The sequence below is a fragment of the Flavobacterium rhizosphaerae genome (assembly GCF_046000445.1).
GTDB lineage: Bacteria > Bacteroidota > Bacteroidia > Flavobacteriales > Flavobacteriaceae > Flavobacterium > Flavobacterium rhizosphaerae.
On record NZ_JBELPZ010000001.1, the window covers coordinates 1 to 18,901 of the forward strand.

General features: G+C 40.5%; 14 protein-coding genes. 8 read left to right on the top strand and 6 right to left on the bottom strand.

The features are described 5' to 3' along the window. Positions 1–119: 119 nt before the first annotated feature. From ABS766_RS00005 to egtD, 3 genes are all read right to left on the bottom strand, one after another. Entirely contained in the window at positions 120–2,477 is a 2,358-nt protein-coding gene (locus ABS766_RS00005) for a glucuronyl esterase domain-containing protein (protein ID WP_408083011.1), read from the bottom strand. A gap of 366 nt (positions 2,478–2,843) precedes the next feature. After that, the gene (gene egtB, locus ABS766_RS00010; protein WP_408083012.1) at positions 2,844–4,028 is read right to left on the bottom strand and encodes an ergothioneine biosynthesis protein EgtB; all 1,185 of its coding nucleotides are present in this window, start codon (positions 4,026–4,028) and stop codon (positions 2,844–2,846) included. Between the two features lie 17 nt (positions 4,029–4,045). Next, positions 4,046–5,008, bottom strand: coding sequence for an L-histidine N(alpha)-methyltransferase (gene egtD / locus ABS766_RS00015; RefSeq protein ID WP_408083013.1), 963 nt, complete (start codon positions 5,006–5,008; stop codon positions 4,046–4,048). Positions 5,009–5,262: 254 nt separating this feature from the next. On the opposite strand from egtD, the gene ABS766_RS00020 reads away from it, so the two are divergent. After that, on the top strand, positions 5,263–7,125 hold the full coding sequence (locus ABS766_RS00020) for a metallophosphoesterase family protein (protein WP_408083014.1): 1,863 nt from the start codon (positions 5,263–5,265) through the stop codon (positions 7,123–7,125). A gap of 62 nt (positions 7,126–7,187) precedes the next feature. On the opposite strand, the gene ABS766_RS00025 is transcribed toward ABS766_RS00020, so the two are convergent. Next, positions 7,188–8,264 (bottom strand): phosphatidylinositol-specific phospholipase C1-like protein, encoded by a 1,077-nt coding sequence (locus ABS766_RS00025; RefSeq protein WP_408083015.1) that lies wholly within the window; start codon positions 8,262–8,264, stop codon positions 7,188–7,190. 310 nt (positions 8,265–8,574) lie between these two features. Between ABS766_RS00025 and ABS766_RS00030 the strand changes: the two genes are divergently transcribed. From ABS766_RS00030 to ABS766_RS00050, 5 genes are all read left to right on the top strand, one after another. Then, positions 8,575–9,093, top strand: a complete 519-nt coding sequence (locus ABS766_RS00030) for a sigma-70 family RNA polymerase sigma factor (protein WP_408083016.1) — start codon at positions 8,575–8,577, stop codon at positions 9,091–9,093. 68 nt (positions 9,094–9,161) lie between these two features. Next, positions 9,162–10,085, top strand: coding sequence for a FecR family protein (locus tag ABS766_RS00035; RefSeq protein ID WP_408083017.1), 924 nt, complete (start codon positions 9,162–9,164; stop codon positions 10,083–10,085). 93 nt (positions 10,086–10,178) lie between these two features. Beyond that, positions 10,179–13,418 (top strand): SusC/RagA family TonB-linked outer membrane protein, encoded by a 3,240-nt coding sequence (locus ABS766_RS00040; RefSeq protein ID WP_408083018.1) that lies wholly within the window; start codon positions 10,179–10,181, stop codon positions 13,416–13,418. A gap of 6 nt (positions 13,419–13,424) precedes the next feature. Next, positions 13,425–15,200 (top strand): RagB/SusD family nutrient uptake outer membrane protein, encoded by a 1,776-nt coding sequence (locus tag ABS766_RS00045; RefSeq protein ID WP_408083019.1) that lies wholly within the window; start codon positions 13,425–13,427, stop codon positions 15,198–15,200. Between the two features lie 143 nt (positions 15,201–15,343). Continuing rightward, complete coding sequence (locus tag ABS766_RS00050) at positions 15,344–16,237, top strand: tetratricopeptide repeat protein (RefSeq protein WP_408083021.1); 894 nt, start codon at positions 15,344–15,346, stop codon at positions 16,235–16,237. Positions 16,238–16,298: 61 nt separating this feature from the next. Here ABS766_RS00050 and ABS766_RS00055 read toward each other — a convergent pair whose 3' ends face one another. Further along, a complete protein-coding gene (locus tag ABS766_RS00055; protein ID WP_408083022.1) occupies positions 16,299–17,039 on the bottom strand; it encodes an LVIVD repeat-containing protein in 741 nt (246 codons plus the stop codon). Between the two features lie 12 nt (positions 17,040–17,051). Further along, positions 17,052–17,534, bottom strand: a complete 483-nt coding sequence (locus tag ABS766_RS00060; protein WP_408083023.1) for a hypothetical protein — start codon at positions 17,532–17,534, stop codon at positions 17,052–17,054. 234 nt (positions 17,535–17,768) lie between these two features. Between ABS766_RS00060 and ABS766_RS00065 the strand changes: the two genes are divergently transcribed. Both ABS766_RS00065 and ABS766_RS00070 read left to right on the top strand, forming a co-directional pair. Then, positions 17,769–17,945, top strand: a complete 177-nt coding sequence (locus tag ABS766_RS00065; RefSeq protein WP_408083024.1) for a DUF1737 domain-containing protein — start codon at positions 17,769–17,771, stop codon at positions 17,943–17,945. A gap of 47 nt (positions 17,946–17,992) precedes the next feature. Continuing rightward, positions 17,993–18,874 carry an SDR family oxidoreductase gene (locus tag ABS766_RS00070; RefSeq protein WP_408083025.1) on the top strand — a complete coding sequence of 294 codons (882 nt, stop codon included), beginning with the start codon at positions 17,993–17,995 and terminating at the stop codon, positions 18,872–18,874. The last annotated feature ends 27 nt before the right edge of the window (positions 18,875–18,901 follow it).

Consider the following 18,901-nt stretch of genomic DNA (forward strand, 5'->3'; position numbering starts at 1 on the left):
TTGCAGAATAAAGGGAACCCGCGGGCTCCCTTATTTGTTTAAAAAAAATAGGGCTGACTCACTTTTGAGACAGCCCCTTTTTAAATAGCTATGAAAAGAAAATTATATACGCGAAAGCATTAATTTTTAATGATCTTTTTATAGGTGCCGTTAGCGCCGTCACTTATATTCAAAAAGTAAAACCCTTTAGGAAGGTTTTCTAATGAAATAGCGTTGGTTGCCCTGCCAGAAAGGCAAAGCTTACCTGATACATCTATAATTTTATATTCAAACTCATTAGTAAGTCCTGCTACCCAAATGGTATTTTGTGCAGGATTAGGATATACTTTAACGGAGTTATTAGTAAACTGGTTAAACCCCAATACAGTACCTGATAATTGTATAGTACCAAAAACAGACGTATTTTGATATGCTGAATCTGCTGTGGCATTCCATGATATTTTGCCATCCCTGTTTGCATTTTCATCATCATCGTCATTAATCATAAAGTCAAACCCTATTAATACACCATCAGCAGGCGAGGTTCCAAAATTGGCCCACGGGATTTTAGTTTCAACAATATAACCGTCTTCTGTATCAGCCATAACCGATTCTATACCTGTAGTAGGTATGCTTGCAGGAGAACTGGCTATACTGTTATTATCATTCCAGGCCAGTGTATACTGTACATCATCATCTTCATAGGTATCTGTTTTACCATTGTTACCGTCAAAATAATACTCTATACTATCATCTTCATACGCATTAGGACTGTCATTCTTTTTCACATCATCAGTAATATAAGCCAACAGGTAAATATAGGTATCATCCCAAACTGCTTTTGCCCAGCCGCTCAGGTCTGCAGCATCAATGTCATCTCCTACTAATACGGTTTGGGCATTAAAACTCTGTATCATCGGGTCATTCCATACATCATCTATGGCTCCATCTATTGTAGGTGGTGTACTCACTCTGTAAATTACTGGTGTAGGTTGCAAAACCTGGATTTTACGTACGTTTGACATGCCTTCCAGATTTTGTGCATCTATAACTTTTGCCCAAATAAAATAGGTGCCGCCGGTAACATCTTCCCATGTAAAGCTGTATGGCGCAGAGGTATCTTCCCCTAAAAGTATTTCGCCATTATAAAATTCTACTTTAGTTATATTGTTATCAGCATCTGTTGTTGAAGCGGTAATGGTAACGCTCACCGGTTCTTCATAGCTTGAATAATCTGCAGGGCTGTCTATAAATACTGTTGGGGTATTAGGGTCGGCAGTTATATCCCAGTCTTCAATCCACATTTGGTAATCAGTATCAGGAAAAGGATGCACATGTATATCAGTATCAGCTTCGGTATCTCCAAATAAAAAGCGGTCTATAAAAGCGCCAACTTCCGGATAAGATACTTCCGGCAGGTTACAATGGGGGTGGCCTCCCCTTATCGAGAATCCAAAGCGGTCTTCTATACCAAATGTCTGGTATACTTTTTCTACAGCCCTGTCAGACACATAACCAGATTCGTCTCCCAGCCATTCATAATCAGTATTACCCAAAACAAACAGTGCGCGTGGGGCTACCATAGCCATCAGTTCATGGTGGTCATGAGGAAGTACCTCTGCCCTCCCTCCAAAATTGGTACCCATGCTTGTCATAAACCATGAATAATTAGTGTTGTCTATCTTTTCAACATTACCAATAGTTTCTGACACACGCCATGAATTAGCACCACCGCCACCAGATTCCTGCGCAATAGTAAGGGCAATACGCTCATCAAAAGCACCTGCAAACAAAGCCATTTTACCGGCATAAGAGCAACCCGTTACTCCTATATGATTCATGTCGGCATTTATTTGTGCCTGTACTATTTCCAAACCGTCTATCAAACGGCTAATACCCCATGACCACGCACTGTAATTACCTGAATTTATTAATTCCGGGTATAGTGAATAATAAGGATCGGTGGGTACTTTGGTGCTTGTGTTACTGTAGGTAACTACCTGGTTGTGCATAAATGGTATTTGTATAGCGCCCTCAAAAAGGCTGGCCGGTATGCTCCCCGTACCACTATTCATCCCAATTATTACGGGATACGGCGCTGTGCCTGTTGTTGGCATAGTTACATTAGAGGTTAATGTAAGCGTTTGCCCGTTCTCAGTAACATTTACGGTAAGCACGCCATCAGCATAAGTAGCGGTTATGTTTTCCGGCGCTACAGGTTTGGGCCCTATTTCATAGGCTTCAATCTCGGCTTTTATCTCATTTCTCCGGCATTCCCAGTCGGCAAAGTCGGTAGACCTGCCACTGCCATCAGACCAGCTAAATGGGTCGGGCAACATGGGGTAGGCAATCAGGTCGCCTGCTTCCGGCAACACTGGCGCTGTACAATCGGCACCAGTATTTTCTTCGCCATACACCAGCGGTGGTGTTTGGGCATAAGTAGTGTTTATAGCAAACATACCAGCCACAAACGCAAATAAAGTAAACTTTGTTTTCATGTTATAGAATTTTAATATGGTTTAGTTGTAAGTAAAACTAGTGGCTTGTATAACCTATAGTTTTAATATAAGCGGTTAGCAAAAACATAAAAAAACAAAACGTTTGCCTTTACGACACTCACTTGATTATCATTATGCTTTAACTAATGACTAAGTTATATATTCAAAAACTGACCAGGATAATTACCAGTTCAAAAATGCGAAATCGTTTTCGTGTTGATTTATCAAATTTTACTGTACACTGATTTTTTACGATATTTTATAAAATAATATAAGTAACAAAAAACGCCCCTGCAATGCGGGGGCGTTATAGTAATATTTAAAGTTGAATTACGTATATAAATACAGGTTTAATAAAGTAAGAAGCTATTTAACCAATCGTATCCCTGTAAACTGCCATTGCAGCCGGGGATGAAAAAAATTACGGTAGGTAGTACGGCTATGCCCCTGTGGCGTTGCTACAGAACTACCGCGCAGCACCATCTGGTTCACCATAAATTTACCGTTATACTCCCCAATAGCGCCTTCATCCTTTTTATAACGCGGATAGGGCAAATAGGCGCTGCCTGTCCACTCCCAGCGTGTACCCCAGTTAAAGTGGGCAGAGGCTACTTCCCACTCGGCTTCGGTAGGCAGGCGCATGCCTTTCCATGCGGCAAAGGCGGTAGACTCATAAAAGCTAATGTGGCACACAGGCTCATCCGGTGCTATTTCTGTTAAACCAGTAAGGGTATAATACATCCAGCGTCCGTCAATACTATGCCAGTACAGCGGTGCAGAAACATTATTTTGCTGTACCCAGTCCCACCCTTCACTATGCCAAAATCTGAAATCCTGATAGCCGCCAGCGGTTATAAACTCAAGGTATTCGGCATTGGTAATCAAGGCGTCTGATATTTCAAAGGCTTCAAGGTATACTTTATGGGAACCCAGTTCATTATCAAAGCAAAAACCATTACCTTTATAGCCAATTTCATAAATCCCTTCACCTATAGGTATAAAATGTTTGTTTGTAACAGGTTGTAACGGTACTGTTTTTTCTTTAGAATATGATGGAAAAAGCGGGTTGTGTCCCAGTATATATTTTATATCGCTAAGCAGTAGTTCCTGGTGTTGCTGCTCATGGTTAAGGCCCAGTTCTAACAAGGTGCACATATCATCAGTAACCTCATCGGTTTGCAGCAGGGCCAGCATATTTTCATCAACATAGTCACGATAACTATACACGTCGGCAACAGAGGGGCGGCTCAGGTTTCCGCGGTCTGTACGAACAACACGTGCTCCCACAGTTTCATAATAACTGTTAAAGACAAAATTGTATTGGGCATCATATTCCTCATACCCCTTAAAATATGATTTAAGTATAAACGTTTCAAAAAACCAGGTAGTGTGCCCAAGGTGCCACTTTGGCGGACTCACATCTACCACGGGCTGTACCACATAATCTTCAATTTCCAGCGGAGCACAAATACTTTCAGAATGTTTTCGTACTTCTCTATATTTTTTAATTAAAACCTCAGCTTTATAAACATCTAACGTATTGTTTTGCATTACTCTCCAAATTTATATTACACTACTTCCCAAACGGCATCCATAAACCATCCTTTGTCATCAGTAAAGGTTTGTAAAGCTTTAAAACCGGTTTCTTCAGCAATAAGCGCTATTTCGGCTTCAGAAAATTTTTGTGATATTTCCATAAAAACGGTTTCATCTTTTTTAAAGTGTACCGTTTTATCACCTATGCTTACCTCCTGCTCTCTTAAGCTAACCAAAAAACTTTTACAGGCCCCGGTTTGCGGGTCATACATTTGGTAATGTTCAAAATCTTCAAGGTTAAAATCACCTCCCAATTCACGGTTAATACGGGTAAGCAGGTTCAGGTTAAATTTACTGGTAATCCCGGCTTTATCATTATAAGCCTGTAATATGGTATCAGGGTGCTTTTTCAGGTCAAAGCCAATAAACAAAAGGTCGCCCGGGTTTAAATTACGGTACAGGTCATGGCAAAAGTTATGTGCTTCTTCCAATTCCATATTACCAATATTAGCCCCTAAAAACATAACCACCTTTCGTCTTGGCGATAATGCAGCCGCTTTGCCCAGCATATCAAAATATTCGCCTTCAAGGCATACAATATCCAGTTGCGGCATTTTGGCTTTCAGGTTTTCATCAAGTACTGTTAAAATATTACCCGAAATATCAATGGGCATATAGGTAAAATCGGTTTGTTGCTCTACAAGGTATTCCAAGAGGTAAGACGACTTTGTGGCATCGCCGGCACCAAGCTCAATAAGGTCAAAAGCACCACCGGGAGCAGTTATGGCTTTTGCCAGCCCGGCTGTTTTATTTTTAAATATATCCAGCTCGCAACGGGTAAGGTAATATTCGGGCATGGCCATAATTTGCTGAAATAACACATCGCCTGTTTTATCATAAAAATATTTTGGCTGTAAATATTTTTGTGGGCTGCCTAAACCTTCAACAACCTCCTTGTAAAATTTATCATTTTGATTTTCATCTGTTTTCTGCATGGTTGTAGCAGTTTTGCAGGCATTTAATATCATACATGTTTACATTTCAGCCTCCCGGCGATAACCAAAAGGCAAATAAGTTATCCAATAAATATACGGCATATTGTATTATCACCTATTTAGTTTTTGAAATACTTAACAAATTCACCATATAAATCAACCCTTTCTAATCCTTTTAAATAATAATATTACCTTAAAATAATTTTAGTCAATTTTTATTTACTTAGCGGGTTAATATCCCTATTTATCAATTTATGCCCATAAAAAAACACAAACTACTTATACAGCTGGCCTTATTATTTACCGTATTGGCTCAAAATAGCCTTGCACAGCAACCTGCCCCCCCCGGCATACAGGTGGCGTTTTTGGCCGATGTTCACTTGCAGGACTTATATGGCAGCCTTTCTGATAATAATTACAAAGGCGTACTAAACCCAGGCACAGGCAAATACACCCTGTTGCGTACTATGGAGTCGCAAATGCATTCAACACGCATTTTTAATGAAAATTACTTCGCCTTTCTGGCAGCACTGGATGATATTGCAAAACGAGGCATCAAATGTGTGGCCCTGCCCGGTGATTATACCGATGACGGACAGCCGCTGCACCTTAGAGGGCTGCAACACATTTTAAACCAATACAGCAAAAAATACGGTATACAGTTTTTTATAACTACGGGCAACCATGATCCTGTAGGCCCTTTTGCGCAGGATGCGGGGAAAGATGATTTTTTAGGCGAGGATGGTAAGCCACAGGCTATATTTAGCAAAGCAGACATTTTTAGTCAGAAAGAAAACGCGTTGCCTGTTATTATCACTAAAGACATTGCCAAAATGGGCTATCTTGAAATTACTGAGACACTAAAAAATTTCGGCTTCTATCCGCAAAAAACCTATCAGTACTGGGCTACGCCTTTCAGTGATTATAGCCCGGGAGATTATTCATTTAAAAAGGCAACAGAACAATCTGCATTAAACCACAGGAGGTATGAGGTTGCCCCGGGTTATACCGTGCCAGATGCCAGTTACCTTGCCGAACCTGTTGAAGGCCTTTGGCTGCTGGCTATAGACGGCAATGTGTATATACCCAAAAACACAAATGCAAGTGCAACCGACCCAAAAAATTATAAGGGGGCAGGTATTGGCTATAACCAGGTACTTACCAATAAAAAATATTTAATCAGCTGGGTTGCCCAAATTGCACAGCAGGCTAAAAAATACAATAAAACCCTTATTGCTTTTAGCCATTACCCTATGGTAGATTTTAATGATGACGCCTCACCTGAAATTGCACAGCTTATGGGGCCTGATAAGTGGCAACTGGAACGCGTACCCGATGAAGATGTAGCACAGGTATTTGCTGATGCAGGCATACAAATACACTTTGCGGGGCACATGCATATAAACGATACCGGTATACGTACTTCTAAAAACGGTAATACCCTTATAAATGTACAAACACCATCGCTCGCGGCTTATATACCCGCATACAAACTGCTTACCATAAAACCTGCCGGGGAACTGGAAATTGAAACCATCACAATTGCTGATGTGCCCCGTTTTGATGAGTTGTTTGGGCTTTACCGCATAGAATACGATTACCTCAAACAACAGGGTAAAAAAGATATCTGGAATGCTGAGCTGCTCAAGGCTGAAAACTACCGTGAGTTTACCAACATGCATTTGCAGGAACTGGTACGGCTGCGCTTTATACCAGACGACTGGCCAACAGAATTTATAAAATTTATGAGGCAAAAAAACGGTAAAGAACTGTTGAAATATTCATGTACTGTAGACATTGAAGAGCTTCTTGAGCTGAACGGCTTTAATTACAAAAGTTTTGGGGAATGGCCCGCCTACGATATGATTGTTGACTTTTACCGCCTGCGCAATGCCGATGTACTGGCTATTGACGATATTGGCAAACAAAGAATTGAAGAATACCTGTTTCTTATAGATACATTTCAGTATTGTAATCCTCCCGGCAGTACAGATGGTAAAGAAAACCGGCAGTTGCAGCTATTCTTTACCATCTTTCAAAAATTTCTTAGCGGTGCGCCTGCAAATCATTTCACCTTTAATACCAATACCGGCCAGGTAAAAACAATAACAAAATAAAATGGAGGCGCATGCCTCCATTTTATTTCATCTATACTGATAAAACAAGTATAGTATAACCACTATTTTTTCACCAGCACGGGGTTTAGCCTTACGTAAGGAACCTTATCATCAAATTTAATATGATATGATGATTTAAACATCTTGCTTGGCTGATAATAATCGGTAGTGATAACCTGTGCCCCCGATTTTTCAGCCAGTTCAAAACGGCTGTAATCATTTTTACGAGCCTCTTCTGTGTTGGCATCAGCCCGGGTACGCACAAAATAACCTTTTTTTACCAGTTCCGGTATAGCAGCATCCTCCGGTTCATTGCGAAAAAGTGTTGCAGCTTCCGGCGTGCCGGGATCGGCATTTACAAATATCACACCCCCCTTTAGTGATGGATGGCCTTTTATATATAAATCCCTTTTTTCGCCATGGTTATCCAGTATAAACATAAATTTACCTTTAGCCTGCCCCAGTGTAGGCCAGTTGTTATGCAGCACCGCTTCTTCCAGTGTTTTATAGTTGCCTCGCACCATATCAGGGGTAATTAATTTATCTGTGCCAAGGTTGGTTTTAATAACATTGTCAAGCTCATCAAAACGCTCAGATGTCATTGGTTCTACAACCGTACCAAAGTGGTTGGTCTCGCCTCCTTTAGGCTCAAGGGTAATAAACACAGGTACATGATCAGGGTTAGCGTCAGACCATGTTTTTAAGGCTTTTAAGGCATCTTCAAAAGTGTAAAACTGTGTCCTGAAATCTACATCGGGCATATGGAATACTTTAAAGCCGGGGTTAAGCATTTTACCTTGCGGGTCATACGGTTGTTCAGGTTTGGCAAGGTCAAGTCCTTTAGGGTGGGCATACATTCCGCCTTTGCTATCCGGGTAAACGTCTATTTCAAGGCTCCGCAGCCCCATATCAAGTTGCTTGTTTATAGCTATATGCTCATACTCCAAACCGCTAAGGTCACGCGTGGTATCTTCTGCCTGTATGGCTTTAAAAAGTGCAGGCTCTATAGCATAACGGTAACTATTGTGAGAGCCTATAACCTGTATCTTGTTAATTTTAAGGTTATCGTCCTGTATTTGGGCCCGGCATGTTGCCAAACCGCAAAATATAAAGGCAAATGCCAAAATAAACTGTTTCATAAAGTTTATGATTATTAAATTAATGGTATAAAAAGAGGTGCCCGGCATAGTAACCGGTATTAAGGATACATGAGGCTGATGTGCGAACTCTGCCTGTGTTGCCAAAAGTAAATAACACAAGTTAAGTTTGCGTTATTACAAGTAAAACAAACCTTGAAGAAAGAGGTATTACACAATAAATAACAATTATTTCGTGATTATTTTACCTATAATTTCCCTTGAATTAATTTTATAATAACCTTACCGAAAAACACAAAAGCATTACATTTCATTACTTAGCATTTCAGAATATAATGCCCCCTTTTTACCAATGAAAGAGCGTAAAGACTTTGAAAATGTTTATAATACATACTGGGAAAAGTTAACAGCGTTTTCTTTTAAATTAACCCGAGACGAAGAACTTGCACAAAATATAGTGCAGGATGTATTTATTGACCTTTGGGAAAGGCGGCGTGAGGTAAAAATACTCTCGGCAGAACATTATTTGTACCGGGCTGTAAAAAACCAAATATTTAAACACTACCGCAACAACAGTTTTAATACTGTAGTACTGGAAGATTGTTTTGACACTTATATTATAGAAAACCTACAGGACGAAGAAAATCCGCTTTACGGTAAGCTGCATACTTTACTGAACAACCTTCCGGAAAAAAGAAAAGAAATTTTGCTCATGCACAAGCTGCAGGAAATGAATACCGAGCAGATTGCCAAAGAGCTCGAAATTTCTAAACAAACCGTAAAAAACCAGTTATCAATGGCGCTTAAACAGTTGCGCTTTGAACTGAAAGACCTCCACTGGATACTCTTTTTACTCATAACATTTCTTTAACAGTTTGGTAATAATTCACCATAGTACTTTTTTGCCCCATACGGTACTTATAAGTGAATTATAACAAGATGGCAAACCAACAAAAGCATTACCTGCACAAGCTTATAGAAAATGCAGGCAAAAAAACAGGCACTGAAGAAGAGCTGCTGGAAAACTTTATGGCATCAGAATACCGTAATGCCGGTTGGGATGATGCTACTATGGGCAGCAGGCAGGCAGCATCAGAAAAAATATTAACCGGTATACAAAAACGTATCCAGCGCAAAAAGAGATTAAAACGTTCTTATATATACATCGCGGCGGCATCAATAGCTTTAGTACTTGGCATCAGTTTTTTTACGCTGCATGAGCCACAAGTAAAGATGCTTAGTTTTAAAACCGGTAATGCAGTTGATTCTATACACCTTCAGGATGGCTCATCCATATACCTTTCGGCTAATTCGGTACTAAAGTACCCGGAATACTTTACAGGTAATGAGCGTAATGTTACACTACTTAAGGGCAATGCCTTTTTTGATGTTGCCAAAAACCCCCAGCATCCGTTTATAATAACATCGGGAAAACTAAAAACCCGCGTGCTGGGCACATCATTCCATATCCGCCTCCTTAAAGACAGGTGTAATGTAGTAGTGCTTACGGGGCGTGTAAAGGTAACCTCCCCTACCCAACATGTTAACCTGGTGCCCGGCGAAGAAGCTTTATTTAAAACAGGCAGCCTTACAAAAAGAAACGCCCATAAAAGAAAACTTGTTAACTGGTATACACAAGATATCAATCTTGACAATGTTACGCTGGATGAAGTTATAAGGGTACTGCGCTACAAATACGGCGTTGGTTTTGAGCCCGAAAATGATAAGATACTCGATAAAAAGCTTACAGTATACATTCTTAAAGATGCAGCGCTAAATGATGTTTTACAACAAATAAACTATATAACAAACTTAAAATTTGAACACTATGCCGAAACTATAAAAATAATTGATACCCCTTAAAAAAAACCGCAGTTGGTGCGAACAACTACGGCAGAAAAATTAAGCATCGTTAACACAATAACTTAATCAATGAATCTTAAAATTACATGCAGTATGCTAAAAAACGTTGTGTTTTTAGCCCTCTTATCTCTCACGTCATTTTACGGACACAGCAAAAATGTGGCTGTAGATATGCCAAAAGTAAGCATTAGTTCACAAAATGCTACTTTAATTGATATTTTTTCAAACCTCAGCCACCAAACTGAATATAAATTCAGTTATGGTGAAGCCATCATCAACAATACCAAAGTGTACTCTGTTTCTTACAGTAATAAACCTTTGGATATTGCTTTAAAAGACCTGTCTAAAAAAGCAGGGTTTAGCTATAACATTACCAATAAACTGGTTTTAATAAAAAATAATGCCACAGTACTACAGCAAAATGTACGTGGTACCGTTACGGACGAAGAAGGCTTACCGCTGCCCGGTGCTACAATTACTGTAGCCGGTACCAGTACTTCAGTAGCTACTGATATTAACGGCGAATTTATAATAGAAGCTGCACAGGGTGCTACATTAGAAATATCGTATGTGGGGTATAAAACAGCAACAGTAATTGTAGATGGCCCACAGGTTACAGTACAGATGGAAGCCGATGCCGCCACGCTAAACGAACTGGTTTTGGTAGGTTATGGTAACCAGTCTAAAAGAGATGTCACAGGTTCTGTAACACAACTTAACGAAGAACAGTTCAGGAAAGGGGTTAATACCTCTCCCGATGCGCTTTTACAGGGTAAGGTTGCCGGTGTGCGTATAGTGCCCACCAGTGGTGAACCCGGTGCAGGTATAAATGTTAACATCCGTGGGGTAGGCTCTATCCGTAGCGGTAGTACTCCCCTGTTTGTTGTAGACGGCGTGCCGCTTACTAATGATAATGTTAGCCCCGAAGGTTCTAATGTAGGTTTTGGTTCATCAGGAGCTAAAAACCCACTTAACTTTCTTAACACCAGCGATATTGAGTCAATGACGGTATTAAAAGATGCTTCTGCAGCAGCCATATACGGTGCCAGGGGTTCTAACGGTGTGGTAATCATTACTACTAAAAAAGGCCGCAAAGGCGAAGCTACATTTACGGCAGACTCTTACGTGGGTTATTCTAACGTTATTAAAAAGCTTGATGTGCTTTCTGCAAACCAGTACCGCAAAAACCTTTCAGACCCTGCTTTTGACCATGGGGGAAATACCGATTGGCAGGATGTTATATACCGTACTGCAGTTACTAACAACAACTCTCTTTCGTTTGCCAAACAAACCAACACTGGTAACTACTATGCCTCGCTTTCGCATATGGACCAGGAAGGTGTGGTTAACAACAGTAAATTTATGCGCACCACAGGCCGTATAAACGCAGCCGAATCATTTTTAGATGACCAGCGCCTAAGGGTTAAAATGAACCTTACTGCCAGCGAAACAAGAGATAACGGTGTACCAACCAGTGATGATGGCGGTTCTAACGGCCAATTGATAATACACACCCTTATGGCCAACCCTACATGGCCGGTACATGATGAAAACGGTGATTACACCAACTTTAACATGAATGCCCACTATAACCCGGCCTACCTGTTAAGCGTTTATAAAGACGAAACACGTACACTAAGGGTTCTTGGTAATATTGAAGCTTCTTTCAGGCTGGTAAAAGGATTGGATTACAAACTTAACTTTGGCATAGACCGCTCTATATCAGAACGTAACACAACCGTTTACCCTAACCTTACCGATATTAGTACTACAGGTCAGTATGTTCAGAACAACCTGGAGTCCAGCTCATCACTTATAGAGCACTACCTTACCTACAATTTTATGGCAGATAAACACAAGTTTGATGCCCTTGCCGGTTTCTCTTACCAGAAATTCTACAGGAGTGGTACCAGCTTTAAAACCATCAATATAGATGATATGGGACAAGGTGTAAGCCCAGACATTAACCCAGGCTCATCGGGAGACCAGGCAGGCCTTAGCGGTTATGCACAGGAAAACGAACTACAGTCATATTTTGGAAGAGTAAATTATGCTTATAATGATAAATACCTTGTTACAGCCTCTATGAGGGCAGACGGCTCTACCCGTTTTGGTGAAAACAATAAATACGGTTACTTCCCTTCATTTGCATTGGGATGGAACATGGATAGAGAAAACTTTATGGCAGCAACATCGCGCACTGTAGATAACTTAAAGATAAGGGCAAGCTGGGGTCAAACCGGTAACCAGGAGGTTCCTAACAAAATTACCCAGGCAAGCTACTCATTAAAAGGGCCAAACGGTTACTACCTGTATGATGACCTTAGCCTTGTAAACGGACTTAATATAACACGTACTGCAAACCCGGACCTTAAGTGGGAGGTAGTTACACAGTTTAACCTTGGGGTTGATTTCAGCCTTTGGAAAAGTAAACTTTACGGTACGTTAGAATATTACAACAAAACTACTACCGATGCTATACTTTACATCCCTTCTCAACCGCTTAGCCCAACACCAAATGTATGGGTTAATATAGATGGTGAAATTGTAAACAAAGGTTTTGAGTTTACCTTAGGCTCTAACATCATCCAGACAGATAATTTCACATGGTCTGCCGATGTAAACGGTGCCACGCTTAATAATGAGATTAAAAACCTGCCGGTATCAGAAATATATTCCGGTGTAATTTCAGGTCCCGGTCAGTCGGGTGTAATGGCAAACATTTACAAAAGTGGTTATGCCGCCGGTTCTTTCTACCTGCTGCAACATACAGGCTTTGATGAAAACGGCGCCGACACCTATAGAGATATAAATGGCGATGGAGTTATAAATAACTCAGACAGGGTAGTTATTGAGGGTGCTTTACCAAAATTTACTTATGGCATCAATAGCCAGATGAGCTATAAAAACTTCGATTTTTCATTCTCTATTATCGGCCAGACAGGTGGTTACAACCTTAACAACACCGGCCTTAACGCCCTTAACATTAACAACCTGGCATCAGACAGAAACGTTTCTATAAGATATTTTGATTCTGGTGCTAACCCGGCCAACTCACCGCTGCTAAGCACACTGTATCTTGAAAAGTCTGACTTTATTCGTCTTAATACCGCCCGCTTAGGGTATACTTTTAAAAGCAAAAATGCTAACTGGCTACAGGGGTTAACAGTATATGTAACTGGCCAAAACCTGCTTACCATTACACCATACAGCGGTTATGACCCGCTTATTAACAGCCCTAAATCAAGTGACGGTAACCAGTCTATAGGTATAGACTACACAAGCTACCCTTCTTCTAAAACATATATTTTAGGTGCAACCTTAAAACTTTAATCTGTTATGAACTATAATTTAAAATTCAACCTGAAAAATATAACCGTCCTGGCCTGTGCAGTATTAGCCTTAACAGGATGTACCAACCTTGACGAGAAAGTGCTTGACGAAGTACTTGTAAGCGACGGCGGATCTAATGCACCCGGTGCACTGGCAGCCGCGTATAGCCGCCTTGGCGAAGGTACCTTTGTAGATAATGGTGGTATGTTTGCCATGCAGGAGTATACCACAGATATTGCCCTGCTGCCCACAAGGGGTAGTGACTGGGGAGACGGTGGTAAATGGCGCGCCATGCACGAATTCAGCTGGACTTCAACAAGCCCGGTGGTATCCAGTAACTGGAGCAACCTTACCGATGGTATTACCCGCTCTTTAACAGCTATTAAAGCTATAGATGAAAGCGAAATTGCCGATAAAGACCTGCTTCTTGCAGAAGCAAAAGGCCTGTTGGCATTTTATACCTACCAAGTGCTTGACCTTTTTGGGCAGGCACCGTACCGCGACCCAATGGATACCAATGCGCCTATTCAGATTTTATATGCCGAAACCGCTATTGATGACCTTATCCTTCAGGTTGAAGCTTTACTGCCTAACCTTGCATCGCTTGGAGAGCAGTCTACACATAACGGAAGGTTTACACGCGAAGCTGCCTATGCCATGCTTGCCGAAATGTATCTTAACCGTGCTGTTTACAAAGACCGTTATAATGCAGGTTCAGGCTTTAACTTTAACGAGACTGCCGTAGGTGGTAACGGTACTGATATGGATAAGGTTATTTATTACTCTAACCAGATAATCAACTCCGGTAAATTCCAGCTGGCTACCAACTTTTTTGATAACTTTTCTATTAATAACAGTGGTGGGTCTGAACTTATTTTTGTGGTGGTTCAGAAAATTGATAACATACACAACGGAGATAACGACATGGGATATATGTGTGTAGCACGTAACCAAAGGCCTTCTCCAAGCAACAGGGGAACCAATGGTTCCTGTACCACTCCTGAATTCTTTAACAGCTGGGAGGGCAACCATGATGACCCAAGGTTTAGCCGTAAATACCAGTATGGCGATGGCACCTGGTTTATGAATGATGGCACAACGGCAAGCGTTCCGGCATCAGATATTGTGCCGAATAGCGATAACCTGCCCTGGTTCCACTTTAACAGCGGACTGCTTTACGGGCAGCAGTACGGGCCAAAGCTAACATCTGGCGGGGGCTTTGAAATGACAAACGATGGCCGTATAAAGGTTTCGCAATTGTTTATGGAAAAAAGTGCCGGTACCGCAATGGTATTTACCCCCGAACTTGATTTTGACAATCCTTCACAGGCTGTTCTTGCACAGGACCAGATAAACCGTGGTGTACGCATATTTAAATTTGAGTACGACCCGGAAGGTGGTAACGGTGCCAGTAAAGTAGACATACCACTATACAGGTTAGGCTACATCTACCTGATGAGGGCAGAGGCCAGCCTGCGCAAAGGCGAAACTGCTGCTGCACTGGCCGACATAAACATGCTGCGTACTTCACGCACAAGAGAAGCGCTTTATGGCAGTACCCCCGGCGCAGCCATAAGCAGTATTGATGCCGACACCTTTCACAAAGAGTGGGGTTTTGAAATGTATTGGGAAATGCACAGGCGTCCGGAAATGATACGCTTTGGCAAGTTTGACCTGCCATATACTGCAAAACCCGCTACAGAACCATACAAAAGGGTATTCCCTATCCCACAGGCTACTATAGATGTTACCAAAGAGATCACTCAAAATATGGGTTATTAATTAATGTTAAGTGTAGTTGATTTTTTTTGCCGGGCATTATTGCCCGGCTTTTTTTATAAAACACTACCAGTCAAAATAATAACTTATTGCAATCTATTTAACATGCTTTTTTCATAAGTTTGATAAACGCAACCAAATAGTTTATGAAACAGACTTTTATACTAATTGCACTCCTCTTACTTTGCTATACCGGCAAGGCACAAAATTTAACGGAATTTAATCAGTTACTTAAGGATGGAGACAGCATTGCCCAGAAACAATTTCTTGAAAAATGGGAGAAAACCGGTACTGATAACCCCGATTTTTATGTGGCCTGCTTTAACTATTATGTAAATAAAAGCAGGAAAGAAAATATAACCTTTCAAAACGATGAGGGAGAAGGGGAATCTTTTGTGATTTTAGATTCATTAAATAACAAAGCAGGATATTTAAACAGCAGGGTAATATATAATGAAAAAGATGCCAAAAAGGCATTACAATATATTGATAAAGGCATAGATAAATTTCCTGAAAGGCTGGATATGCGGTTTGGAGAAGTTTATTTTTTAGGTAAACTTGAAGAGTATGAAAAATTTACCGGCAGCATTATAAAAACAATAGATTACAGCGCCACCATTAAAAATGCATGGTTATGGAAGGGCAATCAACCCCTTGATGACGCTAAAGCCTTTATGCTGGGCTCTGTTCAGGACTATGTAGTACAGCTGTATAATACCGGGCAGGATGCATTGTTTGATAATATAAGGCGCATTGCCGAGGCTGTGCTAAAACATTATCCGGACCATGTAGAAAGCCTCTCAAACCTTTCTATTGCTTATATGATGCAGAATAAAACAGATAAAGCACTTGAAGCACTATTGAAAGCCGAAAAACTTGCCCCGGAAGATACCATAGTGCTGGGCAATATTGCCCATGCCTATAAATTAAAAAAGGATAAAGCCAACGCTGTAAAATATTATAACCTGGTAAAAAAATATGGCGATGAAGATGAAAAAGCTTTCGCCGAAGAAAAAATAAAAAATTTAGGTGAAGAATAACCAAAAAGAAAGTGGCAGGCAAAAATAATCTGCCCACCACTTCCGGCCTAAATATAAAAACCTAAAAAAATAATTCACTTACAAAAACCGCATTGCCAATATCATTAGGGTTAAGTGTGTAGCGGTATATGGCCTGGTCGCCAATAGCAAATAAGGTATTATCTCTTATTATAATGTCATTACAATATTTATTTATAGCCGCAGATAATACAGGTTCATCCGGGTTTGTAATATCAAATATCTTGATTTCATCATCACACACCAACAGGTAATTTCCATACAGCCCAAGCCCTTTGGGCGATGTAAGGTTGCGCTGGTGAACAAGTTGCGGATCAGACGGATTTGTTAAATCATACACCAACAAAGCATTTGTAGAGCCGCCGCATCCGGTACTGGCATGTATGGTAACATAAGCATGCGTACCGTTAGATACTACAGGATCGCAGGCGGTTACATGTTGCGCTGCCGAAACATATAACGGATTTTCGGGGTTGGCAATATTATAAATATACATACCGTTTTGCGAACCTATGTACAAATAATCAGCATCACTATACAATGTTTCAATATTAAAGCCTACGCTAAGTTCATTTACCTTTACAGGTCCTGAGGGGTCTACAAGCGAAAAAACATTCAGGTCAGTCTGGTCAACCGTATACAAATAATCGCCTTTAAGCACAAATACGGCAAGGCTACCACCCTGTCCGTCAGTTGGTGTATCAATACTACTGCTGTCGCTATCGCTATTGCAACCGTATGCTAAAGCTACAAATAATATAATTAGAGTTACTATTTTTTTCATAATTGTGTATATTTAAAGTTGTTGCCAGTCTACAATTACCTCATCGCCACTAATAGTACCATAGCTGCCATTAGGAGCCTGCTTTTGAGGGAAAACATTTTTATTGCGTTTAATAAGGGTAATATTATTATTAACATACGCAAGTGTTATTAAGTCTGTCGCCTGGTTTATATAAATGGTATTGCCCCGCATAGAAAGGTCTGTAGCCCCGGGTACATTTATAAACTGAAGTGGCTGTGGCGTACCATCATTATCATATTGGTATACCTGAAACCCCTTATTAACATCGTTTACAAAAAGCAGGTTTCCTTTAATATACAATTTACCTGCCTTGGCTATTGTTTGCTGTGGCATAAGCGAAACTGAATTTTCAAAAGCCTGCCGCTTCATAATTACAGCTTCGTATTTAGGGGATATCGCATCGTCGCTATTACCAATGCATGATGCCAAAACGAAAAGAGGCATTAATGCCAAAAATCTCAATCTTTTTTTCATAATAATCGGTTTTTTTAGTAAGATGGCAAAATGTTAAAAGGTTGCGTGTTATAACAGGAAAAATAATATTAAAAAACTGCCTAACTCCCAATAGAATTGATATTATACATCAATTCTGAATATTTTAAACAGCAGGTGGCGTTACTTGATTGCCACAAAAAAGCTGTTAAATAAAATACTTTAGGGCCGCTGTTTTTTGTATATTTGGAGGTAATTTTTTTAATCCTAAAATACATGAAACGTATTACAGAATATGAGCTTTTTTCCTGTGCAACACCAGCAGAATTAGAGAAACTGGTAAATGATAAAATTAAAAAAGGCTGGCAGCCCTACGGACATATGAGACCTGTTGTAAACCCTAATACTAATGATTTGGCATTTACACAGGTAATAGTAAAATATGAGGATTAATACGTTCAATATATAAGTACCAAATAAAACAGCATAAAACCCTGCACATGGAGTATACCGGAAAAATGCTTCGCGATGATGCGCTGAAAGATAAAATTATTGTTATAACCGGCGGTGGAAGCGGCCTGGGCAAAGCCATGACTAAATATTTTATGGAACTTGGCGCTAAGGTAGCCATTACCTCTCGCGATATAGAAAAACTGCAAAACACTGCCAAAGAACTGGAAACCGAAACAGGTGGTCAATGCATGGCCATAAAATGTGATGTACGCCATTATGAAGAAGTAGAAAGTATGCTTACCAAAGTACTGGATACATATGGTGATGTAAATGTTTTACTTAATAATGCAGCAGGTAATTTTATTTCGCCAACCGAAAGGCTTTCGGCACATGCCTTTGATACCATTATAGATATTGTACTAAAAGGGAGTAAAAACTGCACTCTTGCCTTTGGCAAACACTGGATAGATACCAGCCAGAAAAATAATGTTATACTAAACATAGTAACAACCTATGCCTGGACAGGCAGTGCCTATGTAGTGCCCAGCGCAACTGCAAAAGCCGGTGTACTGGCCATGACGCGCAGCCTGGCTGTAGAGTGGGCAAAATACGGAATACGCACCAATGCCATAGCACCAGGGCCTTTTCCTACCAAAGGTGCCTGGGACAGGCTTTTACCCGGAGATCTTAAAGATAAGTTTGATCTTGCCAAAAAAGTGCCGCTTAAACGTGTAGGAGACCATCAGGAACTGGCCAACCTTGCCGCTTATCTGGTTTCTGATTTTTCTGCTTATGTAAACGGCGAAGTTATTACGATAGATGGAGGCGAATGGCTGAAAGGCGCAGGACAGTTTAACCTGCTGGAAGCCATACCTAATGATATGTGGGATGCCCTTGAAGCTATGATAAAGGCCAACAAAAACAAATAATCACTTACACATATTTGTATCAAAAAG

What these genes read in the sequence shown, in the direction of transcription:
- ABS766_RS00025 (WP_408083015.1), bottom strand. Translation starts at nt 8,264, where the DNA reads ATGAAACAGTTTATTTTGGCATTTGCCTTTATATTTTGCGGTTTGGCA.
- ABS766_RS00005 (WP_408083011.1), bottom strand. Translation starts at nt 2,477, where the DNA reads ATGAAAACAAAGTTTACTTTATTTGCGTTTGTGGCTGGTATGTTTGCT.
- egtD (WP_408083013.1), bottom strand. Translation starts at nt 5,008, where the DNA reads ATGCAGAAAACAGATGAAAATCAAAATGATAAATTTTACAAGGAGGTT.
- ABS766_RS00020 (WP_408083014.1), top strand. Translation starts at nt 5,263, where the DNA reads ATGCCCATAAAAAAACACAAACTACTTATACAGCTGGCCTTATTATTT.
- ABS766_RS00035 (WP_408083017.1), top strand. Translation starts at nt 9,162, where the DNA reads ATGGCAAACCAACAAAAGCATTACCTGCACAAGCTTATAGAAAATGCA.
- ABS766_RS00045 (WP_408083019.1), top strand. Translation starts at nt 13,425, where the DNA reads ATGAACTATAATTTAAAATTCAACCTGAAAAATATAACCGTCCTGGCC.
- ABS766_RS00050 (WP_408083021.1), top strand. Translation starts at nt 15,344, where the DNA reads ATGAAACAGACTTTTATACTAATTGCACTCCTCTTACTTTGCTATACC.
- ABS766_RS00030 (WP_408083016.1), top strand. Translation starts at nt 8,575, where the DNA reads ATGAAAGAGCGTAAAGACTTTGAAAATGTTTATAATACATACTGGGAA.
- ABS766_RS00065 (WP_408083024.1), top strand. Translation starts at nt 17,769, where the DNA reads ATGAAACGTATTACAGAATATGAGCTTTTTTCCTGTGCAACACCAGCA.
- ABS766_RS00070 (WP_408083025.1), top strand. Translation starts at nt 17,993, where the DNA reads ATGGAGTATACCGGAAAAATGCTTCGCGATGATGCGCTGAAAGATAAA.
- ABS766_RS00055 (WP_408083022.1), bottom strand. Translation starts at nt 17,039, where the DNA reads ATGAAAAAAATAGTAACTCTAATTATATTATTTGTAGCTTTAGCATAC.
- egtB (WP_408083012.1), bottom strand. Translation starts at nt 4,028, where the DNA reads ATGCAAAACAATACGTTAGATGTTTATAAAGCTGAGGTTTTAATTAAA.
- ABS766_RS00040 (WP_408083018.1), top strand. Translation starts at nt 10,179, where the DNA reads ATGCTAAAAAACGTTGTGTTTTTAGCCCTCTTATCTCTCACGTCATTT.
- ABS766_RS00060 (WP_408083023.1), bottom strand. Translation starts at nt 17,534, where the DNA reads ATGAAAAAAAGATTGAGATTTTTGGCATTAATGCCTCTTTTCGTTTTG.